The organism is Capnocytophaga sp. H4358, from assembly GCF_002302515.1.
GTDB lineage: Bacteria > Bacteroidota > Bacteroidia > Flavobacteriales > Flavobacteriaceae > Capnocytophaga > Capnocytophaga canis.
On the sequence record NZ_CP022380.1, the window covers coordinates 1,648,510 to 1,672,482 of the forward strand.

The window sequence follows — 23,973 nt, forward strand, 5'->3', positions numbered from 1 at the left end:
GCACTCTACTATTTATCTACAAATGAAAGAATCTAAATCCATTATCGCAAATATAAAAAAAGGACAGATTGCCCCTATTTATTTCCTAATGGGAGATGAGCCCTATTTCATCGATGAAATTGCTAACTATATCGAAAACAACGTACTATCGGAAGATGAAAAGGGGTTTAATCAAATGATACTCTATGGGCAAGATGTGTCGGTAAGCGATATTGTGAATAATGCCAAACGCTTCCCAATGATGGCTTCTCATCAGGTAATAATAGTTAAAGAAGCTCAAAATTTAGGGAATTCTATTGAAGATTTGGTTCCTTATGTTGAGAATTGTACACCTACTACGGTTTTAGTAATGTGCTACAAGTACAAAACTTTGGATAAACGCAAAAAACTTGTTAAGAGTTTAGCAAAAAACGGTGTGCTTCTTGAGAGTAAAAAACTTTATGAAAAAGACGTAATTCCTTGGATTTCAGAAGTGTTAAAAGAAAAAAAATATACAATACAACCCAAAGCAACTCAAATGTTGGTGGAATTTTTAGGAACCGATTTGAGTCGTATAGCTAATGAATTGGATAAGTTAACTATCATTGTACCACAAAACTCAGAAATTACTCCTGAGATAATTGAAAAAAATATAGGAATCAGTAAGGATTTTAACAATTTTGAACTTCGTAGAGCTTTAGGTGAGCGTGATGAGTTGAAAACCATGCGTATTATTAACTACTTTGCTGATAATCCGAAAGATAACCCAATTGTGGTTACACTTGGAACACTCTATACTTTTTTTCAAGAATTACTAGCTTATCACGGACTTACGGATCAATCTGACCAAAATGTGGCAAAGGTTCTCGGTAAAAACCCATATTTTGTGAAAGAATATCACATTGCTGCTCGGAACTATCCAATGAAAACTGTCAGTGGAATCATTGAAAAGTTGCGAGAAATTGATATGAAAAGTAAAGGAGTTGGTTCGGTAAACATGTCACAATCTGATTTACTTAAAGAGCTTGTAATCAAAATTTTAAGATAACTTATTTAATATGATTTCTTAAATGAAGTAAGAAAATGTCAAAAATACATCAAAATAATAAACAAACTTTAATACAATTATATCAATTTGTAAAACCTTACCGTCTTACGTTTTTTCTTGTAGCTCTTTTTGCCATAATGGCATCAATACTTTCTGCTGCCCAACCGTATATGATAAAAATAGCTATTGATGACTATATTACGGCTAAAAATTATGAAGGATTGTTGGTTGTTACTTATATTTTATTAGGACTACTACTTTTAGAGGTGTTCATTCAGTTTTTATTTTCTTATTTTGCTAATTGGACAGGACAATCCGTTATTCGTGATATTCGTAAAAAATTGTTTGCTCACTTGCTGGGTTTCAAAATGAAATACTATGATAAATCATCGGTAGGAGTGTTGGTTACTCGTACGGTGAATGACACGGAACGTATCGGTGAGGTTTTTAGCTCAGGGTTGTTTGAAATTGTGAGTGATCTGCTGAAAATGGTAGTGATTTCAGTAGTTATGTTTGTGATTGATTGGCGATTAGCACTCATATCTTTTGTTACAATGCCTTTCATTTTATACATGACACGTTGGTTTCAAAAATCGATGAAATCAGCCTTTGTGGAAGTGCGGAAAGAGGTGGCAAATCTGAATTCGTTCGTGCAGGAACGTATTTCAGGAATCAAAATATTGCAATTATTTTCCCAAGAAGGAGTCGAGTTAGATAAGTTCAAAGCCATCAACGAAAAACATAAAAAAGCGTGGTTACGAACCATTTGGTACAACTCTATTTTCTTTCCTGTTGGGGATTTGGCGGTATCCGTAACCATTGCGTTAATTGTATGGTATGGAGGTTATAACGCTGTTACTGAACGTACTTTTGATTTAGGGACTATTTTCTTATTCATTCAACTGACACAGATGCTTTTTCGTCCGTTGCGACATATTGCCGATAAGTTCAATACCTTGCAGATGGGAATCATAGCATCGCAACGTGTGTTTGCAATTTTGGAATCGACACAAGACAGTGAAGTTAATGGTACTACAATTCTTACAGAAGTTAAAGGGCAAATACGTTTTGAAGATGTATACTTTGAATATGTTGAAGGAGAGGAAATTTTGCATGGAATCAGTTTTGAGGTGCAACAAGGTGAAACCATTGCTATCGTCGGGGCTACGGGAGCAGGTAAAAGTACGATTATCAATCTGTTAAATCGATTTTATGATATTAAAGCAGGGGCAATCTATATTGATAATACAAACATAAAGGATGTTCAGTTAACATCGTTGCGTAGTCATATTGCAGTCGTACTACAAGATGTACTGCTATTTGCGGACAGTATTTTGAACAATATTACCCTCGGAAATACGAATATCACGGAAGCAGAAGTAATCGAAGCTGCAAAGAGCATTGGAGTACATGATTTCTTTATGCAATTGCCAAACGGCTACCACTATAACGTCAAAGAACGAGGTACCATGCTTTCGGCAGGACAGCGACAACTCATCGCCTTTCTTCGTGCCTATGTAAATAAACCTCAGATACTTATCCTTGATGAAGCCACCTCATCCGTCGATTCACATTCCGAAAGACTGATACAGGAAGCCACAGAAAAAATCACTCAAGGACGTACTTCCATCATCATCGCTCACCGATTAACAACAGTGAAAAAAGCAGACAAAATCATTGTACTCGATAAAGGAAAAATCGTAGAAATGGGTAAACATGACGAACTTTTGAAACTCGAAAACGGATACTACCGAAATTTGTACGAGGTACAGTTTCGCGATGCCCCAATAGAGAGTCAAAAGAGGAACTTTTTGCATTAGTTTGCTCACAAAATATCCGATTTTCAAACTCCTTTCTTTTACAAGATAAATATGCGTGTCTTTCGTATCGGGCGTTTTTAAAAACGCTCCTCTTGGGATTACGATTTCCTTTTCCAAGGAAAAGTTTTCCGTAAAAATCGTATGGAGATTCATTTTTGATTAGCTGTTTTTTTTTGCAAAGGTATCAAGTTTTGAATGGTTTTGGAATCAAGAGATTAAATATTTCAGTATGTAACAAAAACACTTTACTTTTGCTGAAACCTCAATTTCACAGATTATAACAATGGAAAAATTTATCGATTATATACAAGCCTTGGTTCCGAACTGCCTCAGTGCTCGGAATGAGTAAATATTGGATGAGTAGGGTGAAGAAAATGAATTAAGAAAAAGTATTCTTTATGAATTTTTTCTATTTTCGCAAAATTATATTAAGAAGCATTTTGTTTTTTCATACTTAAGAAATTTAAAATGATAACTAAAATAAGCATAGACAAAGTAGCAAGCTATAAAAAGCCTACAGTTTTAGAAACAGACAAAAAGATAAACCTTATTTATGGCTTGAATGGTACAGGAAAAAGTACATTATCAGACTATTTGTACAAAAAAACAGATGAAGAGTACAAAAATTGTTCAATTGAGGGATTAGGAGAAAATCACGAAATACTTGTTTACAATCAATCTTTTATTCAAGATAATTTTTTTGAAGTGGAAAATCTAAAAGGAATTTTTACGCTTTCAGAAGAGAATAAGGAGGCGGAAACCAAAATTTCTGATGCTCGAAAAGAGATTGAAAAACTTAAAAATCAAAAGACCGAAAAAGAAAAGGAACTTAGTAATGAAGAAAAAGAAATCGCTCAGAAGTACGAAACGGCTAAAAATACGATTTGGAAAATCAAAACAGATTATAGCGGTGGTGATAGAGTCTTAGAATTTTGTTTAGGGGGATATAAGGGTTCGAAAGATAATCTATTTGAACATATTATTAGCTTGTCCAAACCAACGATAAAACCAACAAAAAGTATTGACGATTTAAAGAATAAATTACAGTCAATATCTGGGGATAATGCTCAAAAATACTCAAATTTACCTCAGATAACATTTTCTCCACAAAATATAGAAACAGAAAAATTGCTTAGCAAACAGATCGTAGGTAATGAAAACAGCTCAATTTCAGAACTGATTAAACAACTGGGAAATGCTGATTGGATTAAATCAGGTTTACAGTACTTACCTGAAAAACAAATACAAGAAAATTCTATTTGTCCGTTTTGTCAGGAAAAAACCATTTCAAATGAATTGATAGAAAATATTAAAAACTATTTTGATGCTTCTTACGAGGCAGACATAAATTATCTAAATACATTTTTAGAAGAATATTCAAATGGAATTTTATCAATTCCAAACAAAGCTACATTTGAAACTAATCCAAAATTTGAAGAATACAAAAAAGACTTCGAAATTAAATACAACGCTTTTTCAAAAATACTGGAGGATAATAAAAAGCAAATTGAGAATAAAATAAAAACACCAAGTGTTCCTATAGTGCTTAATAGTTCTGAAAAAGCACTTCAGGAATTAAACGCAATTATTCAAAAAATCAATTCACTTATTGATGAGCATAATAAAAATATAGAACAAATAACAGCTGTAAGAGAGAAAATAAGAACAGATTTTTGGGAAATAATGCGTTGGAATTATGATCAAACCATCAGTTCTTTCAAAAATGATAAAATAATTTCAAAAAATAAGACGGATACCTTAAGTTCAGAATTAAAAGATATTACAGATAAAATTACTTTTCAAAATACAATTATTTCAGAGCAACAAAAGCAAACTGTGAATATTGACGAAGCCATCAAAAACATAAAAAATGGTTTAATTGATTTAGGAATTACTGATTTTGAGATAAAAAAACATTCTGATAATCGGTATAAAATAGTTAGAGGAGAGAATGAAAATGGTATTTTTCGTTCTTTAAGTGAAGGAGAAAAAATGATTATTAGCTTCCTATATTTTCTTGAATTATGTAGAGGTAAAAAAGAGGCAACAGAGATAGAAAAAAAGAAAATCATAGTAATTGATGATCCAATTTCGAGTCTTTCACATATTTATGTCTTCAACATTGGGAGATTAATCAAAAACGAATTTTTTGGAAAGAAAAAAACAATAAAAGATAAGGAAACAGGAGAGAAAATTACTCAATGGGAATTTAAATACGAACAGATATTTATCCTAACTCATAGTTTGTATTTCTTTTATGAAATTACTGAAACCAAACACGATGAAAGAAAGGAAACACAAAGCCTTTTTCGTCTTTCAAAAAACGAAGATGGTAGTTCGTTTGTTACTATGAAATATGAAGAAATTCAAAATGACTACCAAGCCTATTGGTATATCATAAAAGATGAATCTCAACATCCCGCATTGATAGCTAACTGTATGAGAAACATAATTGAATATTTCTTCAACTTTGTTGAAAAAAAAGACTTGAATAACTTTTTCCTACAAGAACCATTGAAAGATAATAGATTTCAGGCGTTTTATAGGTATATAAATAGAGAGTCCCATTCGTTAGGACAAAATATCTTTGTTGAGTTCCTCATATAATTTCATATATTTGCAGTTCATAAAATCAGGTAGTTATGGAAATTTTTAACGGTCAAAATCTTTTAGAGTTCACTGAACGCTTCAAAACCGACTTAGATTGTGAAGAATATTTAGCTCATTGGAAGTGGGAAAAAGGCTTTGTTTGTCGTAAATGTGGGCATACAAAAAGCCAAATCCGCAAGGATTTTTCAAGAACTTGTAACATTTGTTCTGATACGGAAAGCCCTACGGCAGGAACACTTTTTCACAAAGTAAAATTCGGGCTTCGTAAGGCTTTTTTTATTTGTTTTGAGATGTGTGCAACCACTAAAAACCTATCAGCTTTACAAATGTCTGTTCGTTATGGAATTACCGAAAATACGGCTCGATTGTTTATGCACAAAGTTCGTGAAGCAATGAAATCCAATGAATTACATAAAATGAATGGTCAAGTTCAAGTGGACGAGTTTACTGTGGGAGGGAAAGAAGATGGCAAACAAGGTAGGAGTTACGATTCAAAGAAAAAAAAGATTGTTTGTGCCATAGAACTAACTGATGATGGGAAGGTTAAACGATTCTATGCTAATAAAATAGAAGATTATTCTGCCAAATCATTACGGACAATTTTTGATAAACATATTGATAAATCCGCCCAAGTGACCACTGATGATTGGAAAGGTTACAGACCTATTAAAGATTTCAATATCAAACAAATACCGAGTAATAAAGGGAAGAATTTCCCTATTTTACATACCATAATACACCAAGTAAAAAGTTGGTTGAGAACGATTTATTGTCGAGTTTCAGATTTCAATATGGATAGATATTTGGCTGAATTTTCATACCGAATTAACCGTTCTCAATCGAAAGATAATATATTCAATAATCTCATCAAACGAATGATTGAGAAGAAACCTGTTCATCACCGGAATTTGATATGTAGTTAAGTGTGGAACTCAATATCTTTGATATAAAAGAGTTCAATTATCAGGATTTCAAAGATGCTTTTGCTGAACTATTTAAAGTTGCAGGTTATGAGGAACATTACAAAAAAATGACAAAATAGTGCAAAAGAAGTAGAAGAACCTCATTCATAAAAATTGGTCTTTCCTTTGATGAAACATTACCAATTACAGCTTATTCAAGTGAAGAAAAATCAAAAAAAGGAGCAACACCTCAAAACTTGATATTGCTCCATTGAATTATTTTACTTGGTTTAAAGTTGCTTTAAACCCGTTTCAAAAGCCCTACTAAAGGAATTTTTCCCGATTAAAACAAGGCTTTTACTTCTTCCAATAGCTGTATTTGTTGTTGCACGGAGGCAGTTGGACTGAGTTTTCGTTTGGCGGCGATGCCCTCGTCTAGAACTCTGATGGTGGCTTTGTTGGCTTCTGAACCTTTGTCGGAATACGGAGCCGCCGCTCTGAAAGATTTGGCAATGATTTCTACCAAAGCCTTATCGTCTAAACTCATTGCCCACAGGTAGCCCTTGCGGAAAATTTCAGCTTGTTTCGGGTTGTCCTTTTCTATGAACGGATAATAAATGATGTACGGAAGCACTTTCGGTAAATATTTCTCCATTTTGTTGTCCACGATTACGGAAAATACCCAAACCAATTGGTCGGAAGTGAAATTTTCGGGAGCGGATTTTAATAGGAAGTTTTTAGCTCGTGTAGGGTCTATTTTGCCGATGCCGTTGAGTGCTGCATTTTGTATGGCTGCCGAATGTACGCCCAAAGCGTTTTCGAAAACAGGTAAATATTTTCGGTTTTGGGTCGCTGCCAAAGTCCACATTGCTGCCGATTTTACCAAATTTTTTGGGTCGGTTTTGGCAATTTTTTCTATCTCGGCAAATTCTTTTTTGCTCAATTTCTGACCTGCCAAAGCATTCAATGCTTTAATTCGAACTTGATAGAAAGGGTCTTTTATCGCTTTCATTAGCAATGGATTATCCTGATTTTCTTCTGCAAATTCTACTGCTTGCCATCTGCTTTTGAAATCTTTGGCGTGTTGGTACTGAAAAGTATATTCGGCAGGAGTTTTGTACGATTCTTCTACCAAAATAAGAACACCTCTCGGATTGATATTCACCAAATTAGGGTTTTTCTTCGCCGAAAAATAAAATTCGTTTTCCTTTTGAGCTTTTACCCAAACTTGGTGTCGGTGGTAAGTCCCGTTTTCATAAATATCCACTTCCAAAGGAAATTCAAAAAGGAGGTCTTCCTCTTGATTTTGAATGATTTTCAGATGGACTTTTTGCGTCTTTGCATCGTAATTTTTTTCAATGGTTACCAAAGGATGTCCGTGAGAGAAAAACCACTGATTGAAAAACCAATTGAGGTCTTTTCCGCTGACTTTTTCAAAGGAAAGTCTTAGCTGATGGGCTTCTCCTGTGCCAAATTCATAGGTTTTTAAAAAATCTGTAATTCCTTGAAAAAAAGCCTCATCGCCCAAATAATCGCGAAGCATATGCAGAATTGCACCGCCTTTGTTGTACGACACCAAATCGAACATATCTTCCTTATCATCGTACCCAAAACGCACCAGATTTTTCAGAAAATCCGTTGAGCGGTGGCGGTATTGTTCTATTTTATCATTAAGATGATAGTCGGCTGCATCTTTTCCGTATTTGTACTCGAACCACAGATATTCGGCATAATTGGCAAAAGATTCGTTGATGGTGAGGTTTGCCCAGCTCTCGGTGGTTACCAAGTTTCCGAACCAATGATGTCCCATTTCGTGGGCGATGATGGCTTCCCAATGATTTTCATCTGCTAAAACCTCGCTCGATTGATGGGCAGATTCGGCGTGGCTTACGGCTGTAGTATTTTCCATTGCCCCTGCCACAAAATCACGAACCACCATTTGGGCGTATTTCTGCCAAGGAAAATCATAACCGAATTTTTTAGAGTAAAATTCCATCATTTCCGCCGTATGACCAAAGATTTTTTTGGCGACCGATTCGTATTCTTTTTCCACATAATAATCCACGGGAATGGTGCCTCGCCACGGGGTGTCTTTCACTACGGCAAAATCACCCACGCCCATAAAAAACAGATACGGAGCGTGAGGTTTGTCCATCACCCAATGGTCTGTGCGTAAGTGATTTACTTCTTTTATAGATGATTTTAATACGCCGTTGGACAGCGTTACGAACTTATCAGGAACGGTCATATAAATTTCTTGTGTGGTTTTTTGGTTGGGTCGGTCGATGGTAGGAAACCAGCACGATGAAGATTCGCTCTGCCCCTGTGTCCAAATTTGGGTAGGCACATTGGGAATTTCGCCTTTCGGATTGATGAAATACAACCCTTTGGCATCACTTCTTGCTCCCTCTTTTTCAATGGCTTTTTCAGGCTGTGCCGTATAGCGAATGTACACGGTGTAGTTTTCGTTTTTCTGATAGATTTTATCCAATTTTATTTTCAGAAAATCGTTTTCATAGGCATATTTCAGCGGTTGGTCATTGAGTTTTACCTCGTGGATGAGCATTGATTTGGCATCTAAAATCAGGCTATCGGTGGCATAAAAATAAGGCGAAGCCGTGAGCCATTCCTCACCATTTAGGGTTTGATTCTCAAAGTTAAAGCCTACTTTCAGTTTGGTGTGTTGGAGTTTGGTTTTCATTTCGGGAGTTGCTCGGTGAAGAGTTCTCCCCGAAGTATCGGTTTGGGCAAAAGTCTGAGAAAGTCCTACTAAAAGGAGTACAAAGGCAAGATGTTTCATATTTCATTTATTTTTTTGCAAATATAACATGTTTTATCATTTTTGTAAAATTAGGATTCTGTTCGAAAAGCCTAATTTTGATAATTTTAAAAATAATCCTTAATAATCAATGTGTTATAAATATACTTTTGTTTAAAATGTACTTTTTCGGACAGCCGTTATAATATTATCTTACATATAAATATCCTTGTTTTGTGTTAGATTCTCCTGTAATGGTTTGATATTTAAATACATAGAAATACGTTCCTGTTGGAAGACGTTTACCTTTTCGGAAAACTCCTTTTACATTGGCATATCCTCGGAAAACTTCGCCATTTTTTTGGTAATTTTTCGATTCATACACTTTCTGACCTAATTCGTTAAAAATCTCAATTTGAAGATTTTTATAATTTTCGATAGGCTCAAATTTCAAGTAATTCTCGGAACCTGACTCGGTAGAAACACCATTGTAAACAATTATTTCTTGGGTCGGCTCTGTTCCTGTAGGTGGTTGCACTCCACCGGTAGGAGGTGTAGGTTGTGAAGTTTTTCGTATCGTAACTTTCTGTTCGTGAAGAACTTTATTTCCACATTCATCAGAAGCCTCCCATTTATAAATGATTACTTTATTTCCGTTTTCTTCCCTTTCTTCTTGGCTTTTAATTACTTGAACCTTTTCAGAACAATTATCCGTAGCGGTTAGCGTTTCTTGCGTTGGCACTTCCTGATTTTCATTAATCGAAATATCTTTTGGTAATTCTCCTGAAAAAACGGGAGCCTCATTATCTCCTGCAATGGTAATAGTCTGTTTTTGGGAAATCGTTTGTCCGCAAACGGTTGCCGTATAGGTACGTACAATCGTTTTACCTGTTTTACAATCGCCTGTTTCTGTGTCGGTATGGGTTACCGAAATTTCAGTAGTTCCATTACAATTGGAAACCTGTAATTTGCTCTCTACTTGAGGTTTATCTTTTCCACAAGACAAATTCACATCCGCGGGAAAATTTATAAAAGTTACTTTCGGTGCAGGAGTAATGGTAATGGTTTGGCTGTGTTTTGTTTCGTTTCCACAAACGTCTGTTGCTGTCCATCGGTAAATAATTATTTTATTTCCGTTTTCTACCTTGTTTTCTTGGCTCTTGGTCACTTGAACAGCAGAACAATTATCCGTAGCGGTTAAATTTATATGCGTTGGTACTGCTTGATTTTCAGTAATCGAAATATCTTTTGGTAATTCTTCTGAAAAAACGGGAACTTCATTATCCCCTGCAATGGTAATGGTCTGTTTTTGGGAAATCGTTTGTCCGCAAATGGTTGCTGTATAGGTACGCACAATCGTTTTACCTGTTTTGCAATCGCCTGTTTCTGTGTCGGTATGAGTTACCGAAATTTCAGTAGTCCCCTCACAACCCGAAATTGGTAGCTTGGTTTCCGCTTGAGGTTTATCTTCTCCGCAGGATAAATTCACGTCCGTAGGGAAATTTATAAAACTTATTTTCGGAGCGGGGACGATGGTAATGGTTTGGCTGTGCCTTTTTTCATTTCCGCAATCGTCCGTTGCTGTCCATCGGTAAATAACTATTTTATTTCCATTTTCTTGCCTTTCCTCTTGGCTCTTGGCTATTTGAACCCTTTGCGAACAATTGTCCGTAGCGGTTAGCTCCTCCTGTGTAGGAATTTTCTGACCTTCAACAACCGAAATATCTTGCGGAAGCGTACTCGAAAAAGTAGGTGCTTCACTATCCCCCGCAATGGTAATGGTCTGTTTTTTGGAAATGGTTTGCCCGCAAGCCTCTCCTTCATAGATACGTTCGATGGTTTTGCCTGTTTTGCAATCGCCTGTTTCGGTGTCGGTATGGGTTACTGCAATTTCAGTAGTCCCCCCCCCACAACCCGAAATTTGTAGCTTGGTTTCCGCTTGGGGTTTATCTTTTCCACAAGACAAATTCACATCCGCGAGGAAATTTATAAAAGCTATTTTCAGTACAGGAGTAATAGTAATGGTTTGGCTGTGTTTTGTTTCGTTTCCACAAGTGTCTGTTGCTGTCCATCGGTAAATAATTACTTTATTTCCGTTTTCTACCTTGTTTTCTTGGCTCTTAGCAACTTGAACAGCAGAACAATTGTCCGTAGCGGTCAAATTTACCTGCGTTGGTACTGCTTGATTTTCATTAATCGAAATATTTTTTGGTAATTCTTCTGAAAAAACGGGAGCTTCATTATCCCCTGCAATGGTAATAGTCTGTTTTTGTGAAATGGTTTGCCCACAAGCCTCTCCTGTGTAAGTACGTTCGATGGTTTTACCTGTTTTACAATCGCCCGTTTCGGTGTCGGTATGGGTTACTGCAATTTCAGTAGTTCCCTCACAACCCGAAATTGGTAGCTTGGTTTCCGCTTGGGGTTTGGCTTTTCCGCAAGATAAATTCACATTAGCAGGGAAGTTGGCAAACGCTACTTGTTGGTTCGAACCTATGGTTATGGTTTGTGTATGTTCCACCACATTATAACAAAGATCATTGGCTCTCCATCGGTAAATCACTTTTACCAATCGTCCTTGCTCGTCCTTTATCCTTTCTTCGAATTTTTCTGCGTTAAAAGGATACCCATCATTTCTTTTATTTTCGGAAAGTTTATCAATCACCGAAATATTTTCTTGCATTGGCACTTGACTTTCATCACTCACGTGTAGGTTGGCATCGGGCAATGTTCCTATAAAGGTAGGCGGAATGTTGTCGATGACATTGATGATTTGTGTATGCGAAATAGGGTCGGAGCATTGGCTGACTGCCGTCCAAATACGGGTGATGGTTCTAAGACATTGCCCATATAATTCGGTTTGCGAAAATTTCACCTCGGGGGTTTGGCAACCTCCGCTTACGGTTAAGGTAGCCGCCTGAGGAACGTTTTGCCCGTACAAGATTACTTGATTTTCAGGCAGTGCCTCAACAAAAGATAAGGGATGATTTTTCCGAACGTGAATATACTGCACAAAAGTTGCTGTATTACTACAATTATCGGAAGCTGTCCAAGTACGGGTGATGAGCGTATCGGTTTTTTCCTCCTGATAGGTTGGAGTTATGGGCTGCGAACCGCCTCCACAGGTAGAAACTGCTGTAACATCAGCTTTTTCAGGAATTTGCCCCTCTTTTACCTCGATGGTAGGTTCGGGCGTGTTTTGAAAAGTAACTTGCGAAGCCTCAATTTCAAAACCTCCATTATTAGGATTGTTATCCGTTATATCGTGGGCAATATGGTCAATTACTTCAATTTTAATAATTCCCAAGCCAGAAGTGATTGTTCCGAATTGGGGTTTCCTTCCCAAAGTAATATGTGGAATGGTAACTTCGGCACTTCCGTCATTGTCTGTTGATTCCACAAGCGTATATTTATAGGTTTCACCAAAATCGTCCGACATTAAAATACGTACTTTACTATCGTTTGCAAAAACATTATTATCTACATCCCACGTAAAAGTAACTTTTTCCCCTGCGGAATACTTGTTCTTATACCCGTCCTTGATTTTAAAAGGTGTTCCATTGACGATATTTACTTTGGTGTACGCTTGGTCATACAAAACCCCGTGTGAGTCGTTAGCTAAGTCGGCATCGTTTACCGCCAACCAAAAATGATACGTGCCCGTAGCAGTTGGAGAAGAGTTTTGTACCAAACTTAAATCTCTTCGGTAGTAACTTCTCTCAAAGGCAACTCTGCCCGTTTGCGTGGGTTTTAAAGCTAAAAACTTTGCCGAACCATAATCGAAATACGGAAAATTTTTCCCACCCACTTGGTGGGCGTAGTAGTATAGCTTTTGTTGCTCCGCATCCTGTGTTGGAATATAAAACTGAAAAAACGTACTGTGTGGCAATGTATATTCTTTTTTGATTTTTGCCGTGTTGATGATTGGAGCTGTATTACTGGGCTTAACCCCGTAAGGAACATTCGTAGTGCCTTCAATATGCTCCACTCCTTTTATAAGTTGTGTACGTTCTTCGTCTGTATAATAGCCTACGCTCGACAACCTTTTTCTGATAACAGCAATACTTACTAATGAAAAATAATCACCCGTGGAACGCGAATTATATCCCATTACCGACATCCCTCGATTAGGTTCGGAATAATACGTCTGACTCCCTCCGGTGGTAAAAGTATGAAGCGAACCGAACAAATGCCCAATCTCGTGAGCAATAGTTGATCTACTGGCAACAGCAAAGCACAGTGCTTTACTTTTTTTTTCATAGACCCCACCAGTGGTTCCTAATCCATACGTATTTTCTGTTTGTGGGTGAATAACCACCCCAACATCGTAATCATCCTCTGATATTAATTTATTAATTTCAGTGGTTCCCCTGTCGTGTATTTGACGAGCTCTTCTGATGTAGTAAAACGGATCTGCACTACTGGTTTTGTAAATAAGTCTTTCATCGTTGACTATCTCAAATCGTACCGATACATCTCTGTGGTATAACTCGTTGAGAAAAGCCTCCGTACTTGCCCAAAATTTCCTTACTTCCTCAACATCTTGTTCGAATTTATCCGAAAAATACTTGTACGTAATGAGCAATGCTAAGCGATACACCCGCAACACCCCATCGGAGCGAACGCTGTGCAATTTAAAAATTTCATTTTCCTGATTTAATCCTTCTCCTTGCGGACGAGCCACAGGACGTGCCGTGTGCGAATGTTCTCCGCCTCCACAACAAGTACCACATTTCCCCTCTTTTGTTGCTTCTTGCTTAAAAATAACATTATTGTCCTGCGAAGTAATGTCATACGATTTGCCCAAGAGTTTCAAATTCCCAGAAACTCCTTGACTATCAGCTGACAAAACACCTATCATCTCGCCATTTTGATAGCACACAAAGGTTTTTATCCCCTTGATAGAATTGGGGCGTTCCTGCCAAAGCAACGTTTGTTTGGGGCTGTTATCAACTGAAATTTCCCACGAAACCTCGCCTCCTTTCGAAAATAGTTGAACAACCTCCGATGTTTTTACCTGTGCAAACAATTGCTGGAAAAACAAAAAGCATAAAATAGTAATTAAATTATATCTCATTGATTTATAGTTTTTCATTAAACAAAATGTGAATTTGGAGGTGATGTAAAAAGTATGATGTCTTAAAAAAGAGAGCGTCTGTCAGGCTGAGCGTAGTCGAAGCCCTATAATTACAAAGCTTCGTCACATACCCTGCTTTCGCAGGCTTTGCTCAGCCTGACAATCAGAACTTTTATCATACTTTTTATAACACGACCGTGAATTTACCTCACATATAAGTATCCCGATTTTTGATGCATTTTTTTATCTTGGTTTTTGTATTTCAACACGTAAAAATACGTACCTGATGGCAAACGTTTGCCCTTGCCCACTACGCCTTTCACGTTGGCATACCCCCTGAAAACACCGCCTTTGCGTTGATAGTCTTTGGCTTGGAATACTTTCTGACCCAACTCGTTAAAAATTTCGATATACAAGTCCGTATAACGCTCAATTGGGGCGATTCTTAGGTAATTATCCGATGCTTCTTCAACAAAAACACCATTATACACAATAATATCTTCATTGGAAGGGCTGTTCCCTCCACCTTGATTATTATCTCCTCCACCTGTACTTTTTGGCAAAACAGTTATTTTTTGAGCATATTCAAATGTATTTCCACATTCGTCCGTTGCCGTCCATCGGTAAATAACTATTTTATTTCCGCTTTCTTGCCTTTCCTCTTGGCTCTTGGCTACTTGAACCCTTTGCGAACAATTGTCCGTAGCGGTTAGTTCCCCTTGTGTAGGAATTTTCTGACCTTCAACAACCGAAATATCTTTCGGACGCGTACCCGAAAAAGTAGGGGCTTCACTATCCCCCGCAATGGTAATGGTCTGTTTTTGTGAAATAGTTTGCCCACAAGCCGAAGCCGTATAAGTACGTTCGATGGTTTTGCCTGTTTTGCAATCGCCTGTTTCGGTGTCGGTATGGGTTACTGCAATTTCAGTAGTTCCCTCACAACCCGAAATTGGTAGCTTGGTTTCCGCTTGGGGTTTGGCTTTTCCGCAAGATAAATTCACGTCCGTAGGGAAATTTATAAAACTTATTTTCGGAGCGGGGACGATGGTAATGGTTTGGCTGTGCCTTTTTTCATTTCCGCAATCGTCCGTTGCCGTCCATCGGTAAATGATTATTTTATTTCCGCTTTCTTGCCTTTCCTCTTGGCTCTTGGCTACTTGAACCCTTTGCGAACAATTGTCCGTAGCGGTTAGTTCCCCTTGTGTAGGAATTTTCTGACCTTCAACAACCGAAATATCTTTCGGACGCGTACCCGAAAAAGTAGGTGCTTCATTGTCCCCCGCAATGGTAATGGTTTGTTTTTGTGAAATGGTTTGCCCACAAGCCGAAGCCGTATAAGTACGTTCGATGGTTTTACCTGTTTTGCAATCGCCTGTTTCGGTGTCGGTATGGGTTACTGCAATTTCAGTAGTTCCCCCACAACCCGAAATTGGTAGCTTGGTTTCCGCTTGGGGTTTATCTTCTCCGCAGGATAAATTCACGTCCGTAGGAAAATTTATAAAACTTATTTTCGGAGCGGGGACGATGGTAATGGTTTGGCTATGCCTTTTTTCATTTCCGCAATCGTCTGTTGCCGTCCATCGGTAAATAACTATTTTATTTCCGTTTTCTTGCCTTTCCTCTTGGCTCTTGGTTACTTGAACCCTTTGCGAACAATTGTCCGTAGCGGTTAGTTCCTCTTGTGTAGGAATTGTTTGATTTTCAGTAATTGAAACATCTTGCGGAAGCGTACCCGAAAAAGTAGGAGCTTCATTGTCCCCCGCAATGGTAATGGTCTGTTTTTGTGAAATGGTTTGCCTACAACCGGAAGCCGTATAGGTGCGAACTACCGTTTTGCCATCTTTACAATTGCCTGTCAGTTCGTCAGTGTGGGTAACAGTAGCGTTTTCACAGCCCGAAATACTTATATTTTCAGCCTGTGGTAAGACACCGTTACAAGGCAAATTTATATCTTTGGGAAAATTGACAAATGCCATTGTGGGTACATCTGCCGAAGCCACTTTGATAATACGAGTATAGGTTTGTGTGTTGCCAAATTCATCGGTAGCCGTCCACGTATCGGTAAGGGTTTTACCATCAAGACTTTGCTTTCTCTCTTTGGTTACAGGCACCGACTTTACGCAGTTTTGGTTACCTACAACTTCCCACGTGTTGTAATATTCTTGATTTCGGGGGTCGGACTGGGTTGTTATTACCACTTGTTGCCCCGTACATCCCTGAAAACAGTTGTCCGTAGCAGTCAAATCTTCTAAGGGAGGAACTTCGGCAGTGGTTGCCACTTCCACCGATAAAGGCAAATCTCCCGTAAATACAGGAGCTTCGTCATCGGTAACTACAATGCGTTGGGTTGCTGACAAGGTTTTACCACAGCCCGTAGCCGTATAGACCCGAGTGATGATTTTTTTATTTCCTTCCCAAGTTTGATTTTCGGTATGTGTTACCTCTGCCGAAGCACAATTAACTACTTTTAGCTCAATATCCGCCGAGGGGACTCCGTCTTTACAAGAGAGTTGCATATCGGCAGGTAGATTTTGAAAATAAATATCCGTATGATTTTTATCGACAATAATTTTCTGAGTAACCCGCGTAGGATTGTCCGTACCGTCTCGGGCTTCCCAAGTTACTAATATGGATTCAAGCCCATTAGCTCCGAAGGTATAATCTGGCGAAATAGGCTTTCTCCACTGCAATTGATTGCCACAATTATCAAAGGCAACAGGAGGGATTTCAGCATAGGTATAAGCCTGAACATCATCATTTACAACAATATCATTGGGTTGAGTAACTAAAATGGGGTTGGTATTGTCATACACAAACACCAATTGGGTATGCTCAATGGGAGCAGCGACAGGGTCGGTAACCCGCCACGTGCGTTTGAGAATGTAATTGATATGATAATCCGATTCCATTCGGGTTTGTGTTAGGGTAATTTGGGGCGACTTCCCTCCTGTAACCTGTACATTAGGCACTGCCTTATCAAAGGTGTTATCGCAGTGATATACCCTATCTTGCGGAAGATTGCCTACAAATTGCAAAGGCGGCACATCTTCTTTCACAAAAATATACTGAACGAAAATTGCCCTGTTTTGGCAATCGTCCACTGCTGTAAAGGTACGTTTGATTCGGTTTGCTTCGCGTACATCGGCTACCTGCACCTGTGCCTGTCCGTTACAGCTGGTTCTTGCCTGTACGGAATGTGGCTCTGGAATAGCCCCTTCAAGTGCTGAAATGGTGGGTTCAGGTAAGTTTTCAAAAACAATTTGAGAAGGAACGACCTCAAAGCCTCCGTTGTAAGGATTATGCTCACTTAGGGCATAGGCAATGTGGTCAATCACCTCTATTTTGATAAGCCCGTGCCCTTGATTGCCCGTTTTTCCTACGGGAATATGTGGCATTGTAAAGGTAAACGTTCCGTTGTTAGGGGCTTCGGGAGTGATAATATGCTTAAAGGTTTGACCAAAATCATCGGAAAGCAAAATACGCACCCTGCTATCTGTACCAAAAACATCGGTTGCCACATCCCAACGCAAGGTAACCTCCTCTCCTGCTCCGTATTGTTTTTTTAAAGCAGGATTTATCCGAAAAGGTGTTGTGTTTTTTACCTCTACATCGGTCTTTACCATATCGTAATGCGTGGCGTGGGTTTGGTTGGTCAGTGCCTCTGTTCCTAAAATACCATCGCTTACCGCCAACCAAAAACGGTAAATACCACCCGTTACGCTCGGGAATTCATCTACCCTATTGCTTTTGTATTCTTTTTGAAAACGTATCAAGTTGTTATAACTCGGCTTGGCTGAATAATATACGGCATTAGACGGATTGGTTTGCAAACGTATATCGGTTTGATGGGCGGCATAGAGCAGTTTATCGTTATCAGGGTCAGAAGCGTTAATACGAAACTGAAAAAAGGTGTTTTTCGGAATTACGTATTTTGGTTTCAGGTCAGAGGCATCAATCACTGGACGGCGATTTTGAGTTTTTATCCCATAAACAGGATTTTTGCCCCTGCTGAGTATTACCTTTTGTGTACGTTGCTCATCGGAAAAATACACAGCACTATGGGTTAGTCCCTTGCGTATGGAGTGTACGCTGTACAAGGTAAAGAAATCACGAGGAAAACTATGCCCATACCCCATAATCGACCTCCCACTTTCGGGTTCTACCTTGCCCGAATCTTGGGTATTGTGCGTATGGTCAGCTCCAAACATATGCCCCAACTCGTGGGCAACAGTACTGGGAGCTCCACGACCAACTACCCCATCGGCTTTGGTGTGTTCCTCAAACACTGCATCTAAGGCAGCTTGTCCATTTACCCAAGGTAGGAAGGTTATGATTAGCCCTACATCGTAATCTTCTGGACTTATCACCGTATTCATTGCCTGAGTACTGCGTTGGTTTTCAAGCATAGATGTGCCCGAATGATACTCTTTTAACACCTCTTTTTCGGGCGTATCCAAAATAAGCCGATCATCGTCTACAATTTTGAATTTTACGGCAACAGCACGTACATAAAGTTCATTGGCAAAGGCTTCCGTTTCTGCCCAAAACCTGCGTACGGCGGTTTTATCACTTTGGAACTCCCCTGCAAATTTGTTGTAATTGATAAGCAATGCCAATCGATAAATACGCAACACTCCATCGGTGTAGATTTGAATATTATCCAAACAATGGTTGTCCAAATATCCGTGAGTGTTCGGAGTGCATACATCTGGCGTACCATTTCCTGTGGGTCTTTGGGTTTTGGAAGTTGCTTTATGAGAAGCACACAAACCGCATTGGTGTTGGTCTTCATCTTCCTTAACAACAACTATATTCCTTTTTTCTGAAGTTATTTTGTAAGTGCTTCCATCGTAATTAAAATTTCCCGACACCGAAGTAGCGTCTATCGACAGCATCCCTATAAGCTCATCTTCTTTGTAACCTACAAAAGTTTGGATACCTGCCAAAGAGTTTGGACGTTCTTGCCAAACTACAGACAAGGTTTTCCTTTGCGAAATCGGAACTGCCCACGAAATTTTGCCACCTTTTGAGAACTGCTGTCGCACTTGCTCCACTTTCAAAGAGGTTTTAAATTGCTCTTGTGAAAAGACCGATTGCCCAAATAGCACGATAAATATTAAAAAACGACGTATATTTTTCATTTTATTATTGATCTTATGTGATTGATTGTTCTTCAGGTGTTTTTTAGAAGACATAATGATTATCTTACAAACAAATAGCCTTGTTTTATATTTGATTCTCCTGTAATGTCTTGATATTTCAGCACATAGAAATACGTTCCTGTGGGAAGACGTTTGCCTTTTCGGAAAACTCCTTTCACGTTAGCATATCCTCGGAAAACTTCTCCATTTTTTTGGTAGTTTTTCGATTCATACACTTTCTGACCTAATTCGTTAAAAATCTCAATTTGAAGATTTTTATAATTCTCGATAGGTTCAAACTTCAAGTAATTCTCCGAACCTGACTCGATAGAAACCCCATTGTAAACAATCATTTCTTTTTCTATTTCAGAGCCACCATTAGGCGGTGTGGGCTGTGAAGATTTTTTAATGGTAACTTTCTGTTCGTGAGTAACTTTATTCCCACAATCATCGGAAGCCTCCCATTTGTAAATGATTACTTTATTTCCGTTTTCTTCCTTTTCTTCTTGGCTCTTGGTTACTTGAATATTTTCAGAGCAATTATCCGTAGCGGTTAAATCTATTTGTGTTGGAATATTGTTTTCTTCCACAGAAATATCAGCAGGTAAAGTTCCTGAAAATGTAGGTTTTACCTCATCTTTTATCGTAATGATTTGAATATGCGTAATGGATTTTCCGCAATCGTTAGTTGCTGTCCAAGAGCGTGTTAACACATAATCATTTTTACATTTCTCGTTGGATTTTGTCTGTCCGTTATAAATCACTTTTGGATTACAATTGCCTGATGCGCTCAAAGTAGAAACTGTTGGAATTTCTTTTTCGCAAGTAACTGTCATATTTTTAGGCAATTCTCCTACAAAAATGATTTCTGACGGAATAACAGTAACTTTTTGTGTATGAGTAGCTTTATTTCCACATTCATCGGAAACCTCCCACTTATATGTAATTACTTTGTTCTCTCCCTCCTGTTTTTCTTCTTTTGATTTGATAACTTGAACTTTTTCGGAACAGTTGTCCGTAGCGGTTAAATCCATCTGTTCTGGGATTTTGTTTTCTTCTACCGAAATATCAGCAGGTAAAGTTCCTGAAAACACAGGTTTTACATCGTCTTTTATGGTAATGATTTGAGTATGTGTAATGGATTTTCCACAATCGTTAGTAGCTGTCCAAGAGTGTGTTAATACGTAATCATTTTTACATTTTTCGTTGGATTTTGTTTCTCCATTATAAACCACTTTCGGATTACAATTGCCCGATATTTGCAATGTAGGAACTGACGGAATTTCTTTTTCACAAGTAACAGTCATATTTTTAGGCAATTCGCCCACAAAATTGATTTCTGATGGAACAACAGTAATTTTTTGTGTGTGAGTAACTTTATTTTCACAATCATCGGAAGCCTCCCATTTATAGATGATTACTTTATTTCCGTTTTCTTGCTTTTCTTCTTGACTCTTTGTCACTTGAATATTTTCAGAACAATTATTCGTAGCGGTTAAATCTATTTGTGTTGGAATATTGTTTTCTTCTACCGAAATATCAGCAGGTAAAGTTCCTGAAAATACAGGTTTTACATCATCTTTTATCGTAATGATTTGAGTATGCGTAATAGATTTTCCACAATCGTTAGTAGCTGTCCAAGAGCGTGTTAATACGTAATCATTTTTACATTTTTCGTTGGATTTTGTTTCTCCATTATAAACCACTTTCGGATTACAATTGCCCGATACTTGCAATGTAGGAACTGACGGAATTTCTTTTTCGCAGGAAATTGTCAAATTCTTAGGTAATTCTCCTATGAATTGTATTTCCAAAGGAATAATGGTAACTTTCTGTGTGTAAGTAGCTTTATTTTCACAATCATCGGAAGCCTCCCATTTATAGATGATTACTTTATTTCCGTTTTCTTGCCTTTCTTCTTGGCTTTTAACAACTTCAACCTTTTCAGAGCAATTATCCGTAGCCGTTAAATCAACTTGTGCTGGAACTTTATTTTCCTCCACAGAAATATCGGTTGGTAAAGTTCCTGAAAATGTAGGTTTTACATCATCTTTTATGGTAATTACCTGTGTATGTGTAATAGATTTTCCGCAGTCGTTAGTAGCTGTCCAAGAGCGTGTTAATACGTAATCATTTTTACATTTTTCGTTGGATTTTGTTTCTCCATTATAAACCGCTTTCGGATTGCAATTGCCCGATACTTGCAATGTAGGAACTGACGGAATTTCTTTTTCGCAGGAAATTGTCAAATTCTTAGGCAATTCGCCCACAAAATTGATTTCTGACGGAATAACAGTAATTTTCTGTGTGTGAGTAACTTTATTTCCACAATCATCGGAAGCCTCCCATTTGTAAATGATTACTTTGTTCCCGTTTTCTTGCCTTTCTTCTCGGCTCTTGGTCACCTGAATATTTTCGGAACAATTATCCGTAGCCGTTAAATCAACTTGTGTTGGGACTTTACTTTCTTCCACCGAAACATTGGTTGGTAAAGGTTCTTTGAATACAGGTGATTTATCATCTCTTACAAAAATAGTTTGTTCAAAATTAACCGATTGACCGCAGCCTGTTGCTGTATACACACGTTTAATAGTGTACGTATTAGCACAGCTTCCGTTTATTTTTGTATCGATGTGCGTAATGTTTACCAAATCACAACCACTGGTTTCAAACTGCGAATTATCCGCATCTGGAACAGCATCACAAGTAGCGGAAAGTGAGGTTTTAGGAGTTTTTGTAAATACAAGTGTTTCAGGCAAAGAAGGGTCACGAGTAATTGTAAAACCTCCTTTCTTAGGGTCGAAAGTGGTAAGCGCATAAGCAATACCATCAATTTCTTCTATTTTTATAACTCCTGCTGATACATCTGGTTTTTGTCCTCCAAAAGCAATGGTATTTACCGATACATTTGGTAGTTTTACGGTATGATTTCCATCATTTTCCGTAGAAGCAACCAAAGTGTATTTAAACGTTTTTCCAAAATCGTCCGAAAGCAAAATTCGAACTCTGCTAGTGTTTTTGTTAAAAATTTGTTCATCTACACTCCAAGTAAGCTGGACATCTTCCCCTCCTTTATAATTTTTTTCCATTAAAGAAGTAATTTTAAAAGGTATTCCTTCCTCAATAATCACTTGGGTTTGAGCCATATCGTACTGACTGATATAATCGCTGGTTTGCTGAGGTTGTGCATCACTCACGCCCAACCAAAAAGTAAACGTACCTACGGCATTAGGCGTCGTATTATGTACCAAATTACGAGATTTTTCGCTGTATTCTGTTTGAAATGTAACAGGGTTGCTACTAGTGGCTTTTCGTGTTAAAAAACTGGCTATTGAGCGTTCAGCCCCTCTGCGAATATCCGTCTGATGGGCTGCGTACAACAAAGGCTTATTTTCAGGGTCTTGAGCAGGAATATAAAACTGAAAAAAAGTCTCTTTCGGAATTTTATAACTTGCTTTTATTTTCGTTTTGTCAATAGTAGGAGGTTGATTTTGAATAGCTATTCCGTACGGAAAATTAGTCACTAACGAATTGTTACCTACTTTTTGAGTTCGATTGGTGTCCGAAAAATAAGGTACGTTTACCAACTTTTCTCGAATCATTTGTATGCTTCGTAAGGAAAAAAAATCCCGAGGATTTCCATACGACATTATGGACTGTCCTGTCAGTATTTCTGTTTTATCACTGGCAGGGTCAATAAGTCTATTAATAGTAAAAGCAAACGTATGTCTTGCCCCAAATAAATGTCCTATTTCGTGCATAATAACGGAACGAGAGACCAAAGCCACCGCCGCAGCCTTTTCCGTTTTGTAGGCATTTTCTAAATACGCAAGTCCTGCTACTTCTGTAACTTTGGCTATGTATATTCCTAAATCATAGTTTTTTTCGCCTATTTTTGAACTGATTATTCTTGTGGCATTGTTAATAATATAACTTGCACTCTTATTAGAAATTTCATCTTTTTGTTTCGAAATTAGATTTTCATCCTTTACAATTTCAAATCGGATACCCAAATCACGCGTATATGCCTCATTGAGTTCCATTTCTTTGGTAGCCCAAAACGTTTTCACTTCTTCCACCTTACTACTAAAGCCAACATATGTATCCGAAAAATATTCATAACTGATTGCCATCGCTAATCGATAGACTCTAAGTACATTTGTGTTGGGAATGGAGGGCGTTGAGGTGTTCGAACCTGACAGAAGTACAGGACGTTTGGTGGAAGGTTTTTCAGAATGACAATGTCCGTTAGCACACGTACCGCATTTGTGATTGGAACTTTCAGTGTACAAGATTAGAAAGCCTTCTTCCGACGTTTTTAAAACGATTTCTTTTTCTTTCCAACGAATATTTCCCGAAATGGTTCCATTCAAAATAGAAATAACCGCGATTAAATTTTTATCGTGATACCCCACAAACGAACGAATGCCCTCACTTTGAGTAAATGAAGTATGTCGTTCTTCCCACTGTAATAAAATTTTCTCATTTTTAGATATAGGCACTGCCCATTCAATCTTATTTCCTGCTGAAAATAAATGAATTACATCAATGGCTTTTGTTGATGTTTTAATCGTTTCTTGTGCAAAAACCACTTGCCCAAAACTGATAAAGCTAAAAATGAGATAGATATAATATTTCATC

General features: G+C 37.9%; 8 protein-coding genes. 4 read left to right on the forward strand and 4 right to left on the reverse strand.

Annotated elements, in window-relative coordinates:
• The first annotated feature begins 22 nt into the window (after positions 1-22).
• From holA to CGC49_RS07030, 4 genes are all read left to right on the forward strand, one after another.
• The gene (gene holA, locus CGC49_RS07010) at positions 23-1,027 is read left to right on the forward strand and encodes a DNA polymerase III subunit delta (RefSeq protein ID WP_095912235.1); all 1,005 of its coding nucleotides are present in this window, start codon (positions 23-25) and stop codon (positions 1,025-1,027) included.
• A gap of 35 nt (positions 1,028-1,062) precedes the next feature.
• On the forward strand, positions 1,063-2,847 hold the full coding sequence (locus CGC49_RS07015) for an ABC transporter ATP-binding protein (RefSeq protein WP_095893842.1): 1,785 nt from the start codon (positions 1,063-1,065) through the stop codon (positions 2,845-2,847).
• Positions 2,848-3,315: 468 nt separating this feature from the next.
• Positions 3,316-5,454, forward strand: a complete 2,139-nt coding sequence (locus tag CGC49_RS07025) for an AAA family ATPase (RefSeq protein WP_095912236.1) — start codon at positions 3,316-3,318, stop codon at positions 5,452-5,454.
• Between the two features lie 35 nt (positions 5,455-5,489).
• Positions 5,490-6,380: an IS1595 family transposase gene (locus tag CGC49_RS07030; RefSeq protein WP_095894058.1), complete on the forward strand. Its 891-nt coding sequence runs from the start codon at positions 5,490-5,492 to the stop codon at positions 6,378-6,380.
• Positions 6,381-6,702: 322 nt separating this feature from the next.
• On the opposite strand, the gene CGC49_RS07035 is transcribed toward CGC49_RS07030, so the two are convergent.
• The 4 genes from CGC49_RS07035 to CGC49_RS11285 all read right to left on the reverse strand — a co-directional run bounded on the left by CGC49_RS07035 (position 6,703) and on the right by CGC49_RS11285 (position 23,972).
• Positions 6,703-9,159 (reverse strand): M1 family metallopeptidase, encoded by a 2,457-nt coding sequence (locus CGC49_RS07035; protein ID WP_095912237.1) that lies wholly within the window; start codon positions 9,157-9,159, stop codon positions 6,703-6,705.
• A gap of 166 nt (positions 9,160-9,325) precedes the next feature.
• Positions 9,326-14,191: a reprolysin-like metallopeptidase gene (locus CGC49_RS07040; protein ID WP_198540621.1), complete on the reverse strand. Its 4,866-nt coding sequence runs from the start codon at positions 14,189-14,191 to the stop codon at positions 9,326-9,328.
• A gap of 203 nt (positions 14,192-14,394) precedes the next feature.
• Positions 14,395-19,332 carry a reprolysin-like metallopeptidase gene (locus CGC49_RS07045; protein ID WP_198540622.1) on the reverse strand — a complete coding sequence of 1,646 codons (4,938 nt, stop codon included), beginning with the start codon at positions 19,330-19,332 and terminating at the stop codon, positions 14,395-14,397.
• Between the two features lie 59 nt (positions 19,333-19,391).
• Entirely contained in the window at positions 19,392-23,972 is a 4,581-nt protein-coding gene (locus tag CGC49_RS11285; protein ID WP_232745209.1) for a reprolysin-like metallopeptidase, read from the reverse strand.
• Between the last annotated feature and the right edge of the window lies 1 nt (position 23,973).

Bases quoted from the DNA above. Each gene is read 5' to 3' on its own strand.
- holA (WP_095912235.1), top strand. From the start codon at position 23: ATGAAAGAATCTAAATCCATTATCGCAAATATAAAAAAAGGACAGATT.
- CGC49_RS07015 (WP_095893842.1), top strand. From the start codon at position 1,063: ATGTCAAAAATACATCAAAATAATAAACAAACTTTAATACAATTATAT.
- CGC49_RS07025 (WP_095912236.1), top strand. From the start codon at position 3,316: ATGATAACTAAAATAAGCATAGACAAAGTAGCAAGCTATAAAAAGCCT.
- CGC49_RS07030 (WP_095894058.1), top strand. From the start codon at position 5,490: ATGGAAATTTTTAACGGTCAAAATCTTTTAGAGTTCACTGAACGCTTC.
- CGC49_RS07035 (WP_095912237.1), bottom strand. From the start codon at position 9,159: ATGAAACATCTTGCCTTTGTACTCCTTTTAGTAGGACTTTCTCAGACT.
- CGC49_RS07040 (WP_198540621.1), bottom strand. From the start codon at position 14,191: ATGAGATATAATTTAATTACTATTTTATGCTTTTTGTTTTTCCAGCAA.
- CGC49_RS07045 (WP_198540622.1), bottom strand. From the start codon at position 19,332: ATGAAAAATATACGTCGTTTTTTAATATTTATCGTGCTATTTGGGCAA.
- CGC49_RS11285 (WP_232745209.1), bottom strand. From the start codon at position 23,972: ATGAAATATTATATCTATCTCATTTTTAGCTTTATCAGTTTTGGGCAA.